This window comes from Arsukibacterium sp. (assembly GCF_041616895.1).
Classification (GTDB): Bacteria; Pseudomonadota; Gammaproteobacteria; order Enterobacterales; family Alteromonadaceae; genus Alishewanella.
Map to the genome: position 1 here is coordinate 20,215 of NZ_JBFJPY010000036.1, position 10,414 is coordinate 30,628.

Sequence of the window (10,414 nt, forward strand, 5' to 3'; positions counted from 1 at the left end):
TTATGATCAACTTAAGCACTATGCTAGCCGAGAACTGCACCAAGAGTGCAGTTCTTTTTAACAGCAAAAAACGGGTTCTCGAATATATAGCGGAATTAGCGCATCAGCGCTTACCTGAAATAAGCGAGTACACTATCCTCGAAGCATTAATGACCCGTGAAAAGCTCGGCTCTACCGGGATCGGCGGAGGTATTGCTATTCCGCACGGCAAGCTTAAAACCGTGACCCAGCCTATTCTGGTATTTGTGGTAACCAAAGATACCGTTGCCTTTGATGCCATTGATAATCAGGCGGTTGATATTTTCTGCGCTATTTTAATTCCTGAAGAACAATGTCAGGCCCATTTAACAACGCTTGCCGGCATTGCCCGCTTGTTAAGTCAGAAAGACCTGACACGTAAAATTCGCCATGCAGAGTCTGATGAACAGTTGTATCAATTGATCATCGACGCCAGTGAGGTGATGGGAACATCATGAAATTATTGGTTGTCAGCGGTCGCTCAGGTTCAGGCAAATCAGTGGCGTTAAGGGTGCTAGAAGACCTTGGCTATTATTGTGTCGATAATATCCCGGTAAACCTGTTGCCTACCCTTGCTACTACGGTTATGGGTCAGTATGAGCGGGTAGCGGTTAGCATTGATGTTCGGAATTTGCCGCAAGATCCCGATGAACTGGCAGATATTTTATCTTACCTGCCTCGCAAGCTTGACCTGACAATCTTGTATCTTGATGCCGATCACGCCAGCTTAATAAAACGCTTCAGCGAAACGCGCCGCTTGCATCCGCTGTCGCATCAGGCCATGTCACTGGACGAAGCCATTTCTCGTGAACAGCAACTGCTAGACCCCATTTCCAGCCGCGCAGACCTATATATCGATACCACCGAGCTCAATGTTCATCAGTTAGCAGAACAGCTACGCGAGCGGATCCTGGGACAAAAAACCGGCCGTCTGGTCATGTTGTTTGAATCCTTTGGTTTTAAATACGGTATTCCTAAAGATGCTGATTTTGTTTTTGATGCCCGTTTTTTACCCAACCCTCATTGGGAACCTGAGTTAAAGCCATTAACCGGCCTTGACCAGCCAGTAAAAGATTATCTGGCATCTCAGGCTGTGGTTGCCAAATATACTTGGCAAATCAATAGCTTTATCAGCAGTTGGCTGCCGCATTTGGAACGAAATAACCGCAGTTATCTTACTATTGCAATTGGTTGTACCGGCGGTCAGCACCGCTCAGTTTACATTGCAGAGAATCTGGCAGACAGCTACCGCAGCCAGCGTGAAGACGTACAAATCCGGCACCGGGAGCTGGTTCGTCATCATGGCCACTAAGCTTAGTTGTAACGTCACTATTGTTAATCAACTGGGTTTGCACGCCCGGGCGGCAACCAAACTGGCACAGCTGTGCCAGCAGTTTCAGGCCCATATTGAATTAGTTTATCAAGATAAAACGGCCGATGCCTGCAGTGTTCTGGCGCTGCTGATGCTGGCCAGCAGCAAAGGTAAAACCTTGCAGGTAACTGCTGAAGGCTCCGATGCGGCTGCGGCGTTAAGCGCTGTTGTTTCGCTAATAGAACAAGGCTTTGGCGAGTAGCAACGCCCCTAAGGCTTATTTGTTCCGGTCAGCGCCTTTTTCGGCTTACCACTTCCCTCTTGCTGGCTCTGTTTTAATTCTCGTTCACCACGGGTGCGGTCAATCGCTTTTAACTGATGATGTAACGCTGTTTTAATCAACATATGGGCACTTATCGGTGCGGTGATCAAAAGGAAAATCGTGATCAGCAACTCATGTACACTAACACTATGTGACAAGCTGAAATAAAAAATCGAGCCCAGTAAAATGCCTCCCATACCAAGGGTTGTTGCTTTTGTCGGGCCATGCAAGCGCATAAAGAAGTCAGGCATCCGGCTTAAGCCTATGGAGCCAATTAAGACAAAACATCCACCAAGCAATAAGAAAAAAGCAACAGCCCATTCCATCCAGTTTTGCATCATGTCATTCCTATTCGATAATATCGCCGCGCAGCAGGAATTTGCATACTGCTACCGTACTGACAAAGCCTAACATCGCGATAAGTAGTGCCGCTTCAAAATACAGCGGCGAGCCCATTAACAGACCGTATAAAATAATCAGCGCGATACTGTTAATAAACATGGTATCCAGCGCCAGAATACGGTCAGGAATACTTGGGCCGACCAGTAAACGCCATAGATTAAGCAATAACGCCAGGCTAATCATGCCAAACACCAGAAATATCACGTTCTCTAACATTGAAATATCTCCTTGAGCGGTGCTTCGTAGCGACTTTTTATGGTTGCAATTAATTCTGCTTCATCCTCTAAATTGAGGACATGGATAAGTAGCCAGCGCTGGGTAATTTCAGCATCACCAGGCTGAGTATCATGACAAGGATACACATCGGCACTCACGGTACCCGGGGTCATAGAGACGGTACTGGCCAGAATAGTTATCGGTAAATCGTGCTGCAGATCCAGTGGCATTCTTACAAATGCCGGATTTAGCCTGCGCTGCGGCCCCAGGATCAGGATAGCAACCTGGGCATTGGCCGTAACGATGTCACCAAATACCCGCAGAATATAACGTAATGCCAGCAGTGGCCGCTCAATTAATGGTTGCGGATCACGGAATTTGCTGCTAATCCAGGGAATAATCAATGCCAGAATAGTACCAAAAAACCAATGAATTAATTCAACACTCTGGTTTAACAGTAACCACACCAGCAACAGCAATAAACTGCGATACGGTGTAGGTAACCAGCTAAAGCGGGGGGTTACTCTCATGGGGTACCTCCAAACGTTGTGGTATCACCCAGTATAATAGCGATACTGCTTTGAATATCTCGTATCTGGTCGGCCGCAGCAAAAGTAAGCTCAGTAAGCGGACCGGCAAATACCGCCATCAGCGGTGCAGCGAGTAATAGCCAGACCAATGCAAACGCCTGCAACGGTAATACTCTTTCCGGCCCGGCTTCATTGCCGCTGACCCGCCAGAACAATACACTGCCCGCGCGGGAAAGCCCGATTAACACCATTAAACTGCTGAGTAAAATAACTGACCACAGCAAGATCTGTTGCATTGGTGAGCTGGCAGCTTGCAGTATCATCAGTTTACCAACAAAACCTGACAGCGGTGGTAAGCCGGCCGCAGCAATAGCGGCAACGATAAACATCGTACCGAGCAATGCAGGCTGCGCCATGCGCCGCCCCGGTACCAATCTGTCACCCGCTTTGCCGCGCTGGGCGCCAATAACATCGGCCAGTAAAAACAGAGCACCACACACCAGCGTTGAGTGAACCGTATAATATAATATCGCTGAGGTAGCTGCGGTACTTTGCAGGGAAACCAGCGTTACCAGGGTACCAACCGAGATAATGACCAAATTGGCCACCAGCTTTCTGAAATCCTGGCTGGCTAATACCCCAATAGCACCAAGCATAATGGTGGCTAAGCCAAGCGGCCATAACCAGTCAGAAGCCATACCCGCTAAGGGACCGGCCTGCTCTCCAAAAATAGTGGTGTAAACCCGCAGCAAGGAGTAAGTGCCGATTTTTGTCATCACTGCAAACAGCGCGGCAACGGGCGGCGATGCTGCAGAATAGGTTGCGGGTAACCAGAACTGTAAAGGCAAAATTGCCGCTTTTAGGGCAAAGACAATTAACAGCAACAAACCGCCTGACTTCACCAGCATCAGGTTCTCTGGCGGCAACTTCGCTACCTGCACCGCCATATCGGCAATATTTAAGGTACCAAGGGTTCCGTACAAAATACCCAGCGAAAACAAGAATACGGCCGATCCCGCCAGGTTTAGTACCACATAGTGTACTGCAGCTTTAGTTTTATTTTTACCGCCGGCATGCACCAGCAAACCGTAAGAGGCGATCAACAGCACTTCAAAAAATACGAACAGGTTAAATAAATCGCCGGTTAAAAAGGCGCCATTGATCCCCATCAGCTGAAACTGAAACAGAGGATGGAAAAACGAGCCGCGTTCATCTTCACCGGCGCTGCCATAACAAATGGCACCCAAGGCCAAAAACGAAGTTAAGCACACCATACTGACACTGAAAATATCAGCGACCAGAATAATACCAAACGGGGGCTGCCAGGCACCTAAAGCATAAAAAGCGACGCCGTTCTGCTGCGTTTGCACTAACAGACAAACGGTCAGGATCAGCAGGATAACCGTAGAGATCATGCTGACCCAGCGCCGACGCATTGGCGAATAATGAATAGGAGGCAGCATTATCAGCAGCGCAGTAAATATTGGCAATAAAATGGGCGCGATGATCAAATGCGACATTAACGGCTCTCCTTGCGGCTACTTTCATTTTCCGGCAATTTGCCATCGACATGGTCATTACCCAAATCAGCCCGGGCCCGTATTGCCAGGATCACCAGATAAGCGGTCATCGCAAAGCCGATTACTATCGCAGTCAGCACCAACGCCTGTGGCAATGGATCAGCATAATTGTCGGTAGTACCAAGCACCGCTGCCCCCTGTAGCGTCAGTCTCCCAGAAGAAAATAAAAATAAGTTAACAGCGTAAGCCAGCATCGTCAGCCCCACCACTACCGGAAACGTGCGGCCACGTAACAATAAAAACACGCCACAGGCGGTCAGGAAGCCAATACAACCTGCAAGTAAGCTTTCCATTAAATGCTCTCCGTATGCACAGGACGATGACTGGTGGTCATCTTACCCAGACTGGCCAGGATCAGCAGGGTTGACCCCACTACCGTAACATATACCCCGGCATCAAAAGCGATGGCACTGGCCAGCTCTATTTTACCCAGTAACGGGATATCAAAATAATCGAACCACGAAGTTAAAAATGGCTTATTAAACAGCCAGCTGGCCACGCCAGTCACCAGCGCAATCATCAGACCGACCGCAACCACCCGCTGATACTCGATATTCATCCGGCTTTTCACCCATTCAACCCCATGGGCAATGTATTGCAGGATTAACGCCACGGCAGTGACCAGGCCCGCAATAAAACCGCCACCGGGCAGGTTATGGCCCCGGAAGAAAATAAACACCGACACCATTAATGCCAGCGGTAATAAACTCTGGGATACCGTGGCCAGTAATACCGGATGACGCTCCAATGCCCAGGGCCTGCCCTCGCCATCGCTGCTGGGTTTAAACACCGGGATCCGGGTCAGCAGCTTAAAAATACCCAGCGACGCGATACCTAACACCGCTATTTCACCAAAAGTATCGAAACCTCTGAAATCAACCAGAATCACGTTCACCACGTTAGTGCCGCCCCCGCCGGTTTTCGCATTAGCCAGGAAATAATCGGAAATCGAATTAAAAGGTCGGGTCATAATGGCGTAACTGATACTGCCAATCACCACACCCACCATGCTGGCCAGGCTGATATCACGAATTACCCGGGTCGGGCTCGATTGTTTCGGTGTTTTATGAGGTAAGAAAAACAGTGCCAGCATTAGCAGGATAATGGTCACTACCTCTACTGATAGCTGAGTCAGCGCCAGATCCGGGGCTGAAAAACGGGTAAAGGCAATAGACACCATTAACCCCACCACAGAAATCATCAGTAATGCCACTACCCGCTGCCGGTGAAATACCACGGTTGCAAAAGCGGTAATCAACAACATTGCCGCCCCGGTCGCGTTGACGGCATCAACTGGCAGTTCTGGTCGCCCGCCAAACAGCGTGTCCAGCTGCAGTAGCGGCAGTCCTGCCAGCACCACAACAGCGCTTAACAAAAACACCAGATAACGTTGTAATGAACCATTGTCCAGCCAGCCGTACAGTTGCTGGCAACGTTTTGTCAGTGATTTCATCGCCAGCTCAAAGGTATTGATAGCATCAACCCCTGGCAGAGTGTTCTGAAAATCAAATAAATGCTTACGGTTCATATAAATTAGTGCGCCGCCTGCCAGCGCCACCACGCTCATCAGCAAGGCAACATTAAAACCATGCCAGATAGCCAGGCTGTATTCAGGCACCGTCCCGCCGAGCACGGCAGAAGATGCGGCATGCAGTAAATCACCAACAATGTAGCCTGGCGCGATTCCGACCAGAATACAAAGCACCACCAACACTTCAACCGGCATCCGCATATAACGCGGTGGTTCATGCGGGGTTTTCGTTAATCCTTTTGGCTTACCGTTAAAAAATACATCATGAATAAAACGGGTTGAATAGGCCACAGAGAACACCCCTGCTACCGTTGCGAGCACCGGGATAATCCATGACAACGAGCCCAGTAAGTGCTGTTGCAGGGTCTCGACAAAAAACATTTCTTTGGATAAAAAGCCGTTCAGTAACGGCACCCCCGCCATCGCCGCCGCCGCAACCATCGCCAGGGTGGCAGTAATCGGCATAAAGTGCCACAAACCGTTTAGTTTTCGCATATCACGGGAGCCTGACTCGTGATCGATAATACCGGCTGCCATAAACAGCGACGCTTTAAACGTGGCATGGTTAATAATGTGAAATACCCCGGCAACGGCGGCTAAATCGGTCCCCATACCAAACAGCAAGGTAATTAAGCCCAGATGGCTAATGGTGGAATAGGCCAGCAAGCCTTTTAAGTCATGTTTAAACAACGCCAGATAAGCACCTACCAGCAAGGTCGTTAGACCGGTCATACTGACCAGTAAAAACCACAGCTCGGTGCCTGCCATCGCCGGATAAAACCGCGCCAGCAAAAAAATACCCGCTTTTACCATCGTCGCGGAATGTAAGTAAGCGCTCACCGGAGTTGGCGCGGCCATCGCATTGGGTAACCAGAAATGAAACGGAAACTGCGCTGATTTAGTGAAACAGCCCAGCAAGAACAACACTAAGACCAGCGGATACCAAGCATGTTGCTGAATTACCGCACCACTTGCCAGAATGACGTCTAAATCGTAGCTGCCGGTAATCTGGCCAAGCAACAACAAGGCTGCCAGTAAACATAAGCCCCCGGCGCCGGTTACCGTCAGTGCCATTCGGGCGCCGCGCCGTGCTTCAGACTTATGCCACCAATAACTGATCAACAGGAAAGAACTGATACTAGTCAGTTCCCAGAAAAGCCACAACTGCAGCACATTATTAGATAAAACAATGCCCATCATTGCGGTCATAAACAGCATCAGATAAGCATAAAAGCGTGGCATAGAGTCTTGTTCAGACAAATAATAGCGGGCATACAAAATAATCAGTAAGCCAATCCCCAGAATTAACAGGCTAAACAGAAATGCCAGTCCATCCAACCGGAGGCTGACATCCAGCCCCAGCAACGGTATCCATCCCAGGGTATAGCGAAAGCTTTCGCCGGCAAATATGGCACTGCTGTGGTAAAACAACAGCATTAATGCGATCGCCGGAGGAATCGCCGTGGCCGTGGCACAGGCACTTCGTCGCCAGCTGGCCGTCAGTACCGGCACCAGAGTACCCAGCAGGGGAAGTAATAGTATCCATAACAATGTCATAGCGTCGTTGCTTCCTTTACAAATTGGCCAAATTTTAAACTAAACTACAATTTACGCCCTGCAGGCAAAAGGTGCTGTCTGATATTATTCTGAATAACACAGCAATAACACAGCATCAGTATTGGGGTAACAGCCTGCGGCGATTCAAAACGTATTTGAATTAAACCAATATTTATACCGATAAGTAGCCGGAATGTCTATTAAAGTCGGTGTAGCAGCTAGCGAAACTGCAGTAGAGTTTTTTTTAAAATTTATGTTTTTTTAATTCAAAAAAGCCGATGAATAAGGTATTACTAGTATCTTAACTTTAAACAGGATAATGCTATGTCACTCATGTCAGTACAACAGGTTGCTGAGTTCCTTGGGATCCCGGATATTCGGGTTGAACGATTGGCCAGAGAAAATCTGCTGGTGGCCACAGAGCAAGATGATAGTGGCAAGCCATTATTCAACGAAGATGATGTTAAGCGCTATAAAGTACTAGCGGAGCGTTTAGGAGGGTTGTAGCGCCAGCTGCTCCGTCAGCTGCTGCTGCCAGTATTGAGCCTGCTGCTGACATGACGGCAGTTTTTGTTGCAGGCTCAGATACCATAACCAGCAGAATCCGCTAAAAATGATTTTGGCCAGCATCAGCTTGGCTGACAATGCTGCATCTGCCTCCCCCTCAATAGCGCGCTGTTGCTGATAAGCCGCAAGCAGCTGTTGCTCAGCAGCCCCAGATAACTGAAAATTCAGTGATATTGCCGCTAAATCCAGGCAACTGTCCGCCGACTGAGCGTACTCGAAGTCCAGCAACCATAGTTTCTGTTCTGCCCAAAGCATATTGCCGCCATGCAAATCCAGATGACACAACACCTCATCGGTTGGCAATGTCTGAAAATGCGCTGCTGTAGAAAGCAACCTGGCAAACAGTTGTCCATCAGCATTTAGCAAAGCCTGCCGACGATGTTTGGTTAAATGCTCTGCTAACTGCTGCAGGTAATTTAGCGGCTGCAACACTGCAGTCCGGGTCGGCAGTTTATGCAGTTTTGCCAGCGTGGATGCCAGTATCGGGATGGTCTGCGCTGTCACTTCAAAGCACGCACCGCCTTGAATAAACTCGCTGATCAACACCTGTAAATGGTTATTCAGGCAAAGTGGCGCCGGGGCAATACCGGCCACCGCAGCGGCATGCTGGCAACGCAGTTCTTGCTGGCGACACACACCACTGGTGCTGGCAGGATAACGTCTAACCGCATATATTCCACGGCAGGTTTCCACCCGATAATTAAGATTCAGCTCGCCATTTGAAAGCGGCGTTACGACACGTGCCGGATGCGCTGCAAAAAATTCCAGATGACGGCATAGTGCGCTTACCTGCCCGACACCGCCAGTTGCGGTTGCTGCTGATAATTTGCCCGCCATATAAAATATCCCGCTAACGCAATAATGGTATACAGCATAAACAACAAGGTTAGAAAATACAGATGTTTTTGCGCATACACATAAATTGATACCGCATCTATCACCACCCAGTACAACCAGTTCGACACCAGCTTGCGCGCGACCAGCCAGGTCGCCATCACGCTAAACACCGTGGTTTGGGCATCAAGGTAAGCAAAATCCGCATGGGTAAAATTCGCCATCACGTAACCCAGCAGCACGCCGGCAAGCGCAGTAATGGCAATTAACTGGACGTGCCGGCGCCAGGGCCATTCTGATACCGTATTAAGGCCCTGGTGCTGCTGTTTCATTTGTTGCCAGCGCCACCAGCCATACAGCGCCATTGCGGCATAGTACAACTGCAGCAAGGCATCTGATAATAAAGCAGAATCCCACATAATATGGGTAAACAACATCGTGCTTAGTAATGCCGCTGGCCAGCACCACAAACTCTGACGCAACGCCAGTACCACGTAGGCGAGCGCCAACAAGGTGGCCAGCAATTCCAGAGTTTGCATTAACTGCCAGTCATCCAGCACATTACTAAGCCAGTGCATCATGGCTGTAAATCACCCGGGATAAATTTACAGACAAAAACCATTTTGCCGTATTGCTCAAAAGAGGCTTTTATACAGCGTTGCAGCGCCTGCATAACGTGATCATAGTCGCCAAATAACTGGGTACTCATGGTATTCGTGATCACCCGGATCTCAGGGAACTGATTCAGCTGTTCGATAAAGCCTTTAATCGGCCCGATATAATCTTCAGCCAATGGATATTTACTAATTTCTACTGATACTTTCATCATGACTCCTTAATTGCTGGCGTTGCATCAGAATTGATAGCTGGCGCTTACCCCTACCCGGCGTGGTTCGGCAAATTGCTCGTACAGATGCGGCTCGTACCCATCGCGTGGGTCATTGCCAAAGTAAAAACCGCGTACGCCGACATCCTGATCCAGCGCATTGCGACTCCACAGCGCCAACTGCCAGTGCTGCAGTTGATAACTTAACCGCAGGTTAAGTAACTCATAACGCTCAGACCGTTGGTTGTGGCTATCGGAGTAGTAAAAACTGTCTTTGCCTTGCACGCCAACGTTCAGGGTTAACGCTTCGCTCAGGTACCAGTCTGCGGCGATATTGTAACTAAAGCGTGGCGCCTGCGCCTGCTCCCGCCCACTGAAATCATCACCCTCAATCGTCACATAGTTACCCAGCTTGGTTTTCAGCCAGCTGGCATCAATCATCACGGTCAGTTGCGGATGCAGCTGCAGCCGGTTTTCTATTTCAATACCGTAATTACGACCACTGCCGGCATTATCAATAAAACCGGCAAATTGCGGGCCGCTGTCTGGGTTTAACCAACCTTTTACCTGCATATCCTCACGCCACATGTAAAAAGCGGCGACCCGGGTTACCAGGCTTTGATCAAGCGCGGTGCCTTTAACACCAAACTCGGCGTTATACAGCGTTTCCGGCGCAAAGCTGGCCTTGGACAATAATTCACTGAGGCTGTCATCTGCTG

General features: G+C 49.1%; 13 protein-coding genes and 1 pseudogene. 4 read left to right on the forward strand and 10 right to left on the reverse strand.

Annotation, left to right across the window (positions count from 1 at the left end; all coding sequences use genetic code 11):
* The first annotated feature begins 2 nt into the window (after nt 1-2).
* The 3 genes from ptsN to ABY802_RS08180 are packed head-to-tail and all read left to right on the forward strand — an operon-like array spanning nt 3 to nt 1,592.
* Nucleotides 3-476, forward strand: a complete 474-nt coding sequence (gene ptsN, locus ABY802_RS08170; RefSeq protein WP_372626552.1) for a PTS IIA-like nitrogen regulatory protein PtsN — start codon at nt 3-5, stop codon at nt 474-476.
* The gene (gene rapZ, locus ABY802_RS08175) at nt 473-1,330 is read left to right on the forward strand and encodes an RNase adapter RapZ (protein WP_372626553.1); all 858 of its coding nucleotides are present in this window, start codon (nt 473-475) and stop codon (nt 1,328-1,330) included. Before ptsN ends, rapZ begins: the two co-directional genes overlap by 4 nt.
* Entirely contained in the window at nt 1,320-1,592 is a 273-nt protein-coding gene (locus tag ABY802_RS08180) for an HPr family phosphocarrier protein (protein ID WP_372626554.1), read from the forward strand. The genes rapZ and ABY802_RS08180 overlap by 11 nt, the downstream gene beginning before the upstream one ends.
* A gap of 8 nt (nt 1,593-1,600) precedes the next feature.
* Here ABY802_RS08180 and ABY802_RS08185 read toward each other — a convergent pair whose 3' ends face one another.
* Genes ABY802_RS08185 through ABY802_RS08210 form a run of 6 tightly spaced genes read right to left on the reverse strand, consistent with a single transcriptional unit; the run spans nt 1,601 to nt 7,468 of the window.
* Nucleotides 1,601-1,993, reverse strand: a complete 393-nt coding sequence (locus ABY802_RS08185) for a Na+/H+ antiporter subunit G (protein WP_372626555.1) — start codon at nt 1,991-1,993, stop codon at nt 1,601-1,603.
* Nucleotides 1,994-2,000: 7 nt separating this feature from the next.
* A complete protein-coding gene (locus ABY802_RS08190) occupies nt 2,001-2,270 on the reverse strand; it encodes a K+/H+ antiporter subunit F (protein ID WP_372626556.1) in 270 nt (89 codons plus the stop codon).
* Entirely contained in the window at nt 2,264-2,800 is a 537-nt protein-coding gene (locus ABY802_RS08195; RefSeq protein ID WP_372626557.1) for a Na+/H+ antiporter subunit E, read from the reverse strand. Before ABY802_RS08195 ends, ABY802_RS08190 begins: the two co-directional genes overlap by 7 nt.
* Nucleotides 2,797-4,320: a monovalent cation/H+ antiporter subunit D gene (locus tag ABY802_RS08200; protein ID WP_372626558.1), complete on the reverse strand. Its 1,524-nt coding sequence runs from the start codon at nt 4,318-4,320 to the stop codon at nt 2,797-2,799. The genes ABY802_RS08195 and ABY802_RS08200 overlap by 4 nt, the downstream gene beginning before the upstream one ends.
* Nucleotides 4,320-4,673 (reverse strand): Na+/H+ antiporter subunit C, encoded by a 354-nt coding sequence (locus ABY802_RS08205; RefSeq protein ID WP_019675242.1) that lies wholly within the window; start codon nt 4,671-4,673, stop codon nt 4,320-4,322. The genes ABY802_RS08200 and ABY802_RS08205 overlap by 1 nt, the downstream gene beginning before the upstream one ends.
* Nucleotides 4,673-7,468 (reverse strand): monovalent cation/H+ antiporter subunit A, encoded by a 2,796-nt coding sequence (locus ABY802_RS08210; protein WP_372626559.1) that lies wholly within the window; start codon nt 7,466-7,468, stop codon nt 4,673-4,675. The genes ABY802_RS08205 and ABY802_RS08210 overlap by 1 nt, the downstream gene beginning before the upstream one ends.
* 324 nt (nt 7,469-7,792) lie before the next feature.
* Between ABY802_RS08210 and ABY802_RS08215 the strand changes: the two genes are divergently transcribed.
* A complete protein-coding gene (locus ABY802_RS08215) occupies nt 7,793-7,975 on the forward strand; it encodes a helix-turn-helix domain-containing protein (RefSeq protein ID WP_290611752.1) in 183 nt (60 codons plus the stop codon).
* Here the strand turns inward: ABY802_RS08215 and ABY802_RS08220 are convergent.
* The 4 genes and pseudogenes from ABY802_RS08220 to ABY802_RS08235 all read right to left on the reverse strand — a co-directional run.
* On the reverse strand, nt 7,961-8,872 hold the full coding sequence (locus tag ABY802_RS08220; RefSeq protein ID WP_372626560.1) for a phosphotransferase: 912 nt from the start codon (nt 8,870-8,872) through the stop codon (nt 7,961-7,963). The two genes, ABY802_RS08215 and ABY802_RS08220, sit on opposite strands and share 15 nt — an antisense overlap.
* Complete coding sequence (gene pnuC, locus ABY802_RS08225) at nt 8,821-9,450, reverse strand: nicotinamide riboside transporter PnuC (RefSeq protein ID WP_372626561.1); 630 nt, start codon at nt 9,448-9,450, stop codon at nt 8,821-8,823. The genes ABY802_RS08220 and pnuC overlap by 52 nt, the downstream gene beginning before the upstream one ends.
* On the reverse strand, nt 9,447-9,698 hold the full coding sequence (locus ABY802_RS08230; RefSeq protein WP_372626562.1) for a YkoF family thiamine/hydroxymethylpyrimidine-binding protein: 252 nt from the start codon (nt 9,696-9,698) through the stop codon (nt 9,447-9,449). Before ABY802_RS08230 ends, pnuC begins: the two co-directional genes overlap by 4 nt.
* A gap of 24 nt (nt 9,699-9,722) precedes the next feature.
* A pseudogene (locus tag ABY802_RS08235) lies at nt 9,723-10,414 on the reverse strand (TonB-dependent receptor); the annotation flags it as partial.

Coding starts and splice junctions, on each gene's coding strand:
- ABY802_RS08220 (WP_372626560.1), bottom strand. CDS start 8,872: ATGGCGGGCAAATTATCAGCAGCAACCGCAACTGGCGGTGTCGGGCAG.
- ABY802_RS08180 (WP_372626554.1), top strand. CDS start 1,320: ATGGCCACTAAGCTTAGTTGTAACGTCACTATTGTTAATCAACTGGGT.
- ABY802_RS08215 (WP_290611752.1), top strand. CDS start 7,793: ATGTCACTCATGTCAGTACAACAGGTTGCTGAGTTCCTTGGGATCCCG.
- ABY802_RS08230 (WP_372626562.1), bottom strand. CDS start 9,698: ATGATGAAAGTATCAGTAGAAATTAGTAAATATCCATTGGCTGAAGAT.
- ptsN (WP_372626552.1), top strand. CDS start 3: ATGATCAACTTAAGCACTATGCTAGCCGAGAACTGCACCAAGAGTGCA.
- ABY802_RS08190 (WP_372626556.1), bottom strand. CDS start 2,270: ATGTTAGAGAACGTGATATTTCTGGTGTTTGGCATGATTAGCCTGGCG.
- ABY802_RS08195 (WP_372626557.1), bottom strand. CDS start 2,800: ATGAGAGTAACCCCCCGCTTTAGCTGGTTACCTACACCGTATCGCAGT.
- ABY802_RS08200 (WP_372626558.1), bottom strand. CDS start 4,320: ATGTCGCATTTGATCATCGCGCCCATTTTATTGCCAATATTTACTGCG.
- ABY802_RS08185 (WP_372626555.1), bottom strand. CDS start 1,993: ATGATGCAAAACTGGATGGAATGGGCTGTTGCTTTTTTCTTATTGCTT.
- rapZ (WP_372626553.1), top strand. CDS start 473: ATGAAATTATTGGTTGTCAGCGGTCGCTCAGGTTCAGGCAAATCAGTG.
- ABY802_RS08205 (WP_019675242.1), bottom strand. CDS start 4,673: ATGGAAAGCTTACTTGCAGGTTGTATTGGCTTCCTGACCGCCTGTGGC.
- pnuC (WP_372626561.1), bottom strand. CDS start 9,450: ATGATGCACTGGCTTAGTAATGTGCTGGATGACTGGCAGTTAATGCAA.
- ABY802_RS08210 (WP_372626559.1), bottom strand. CDS start 7,468: ATGACATTGTTATGGATACTATTACTTCCCCTGCTGGGTACTCTGGTG.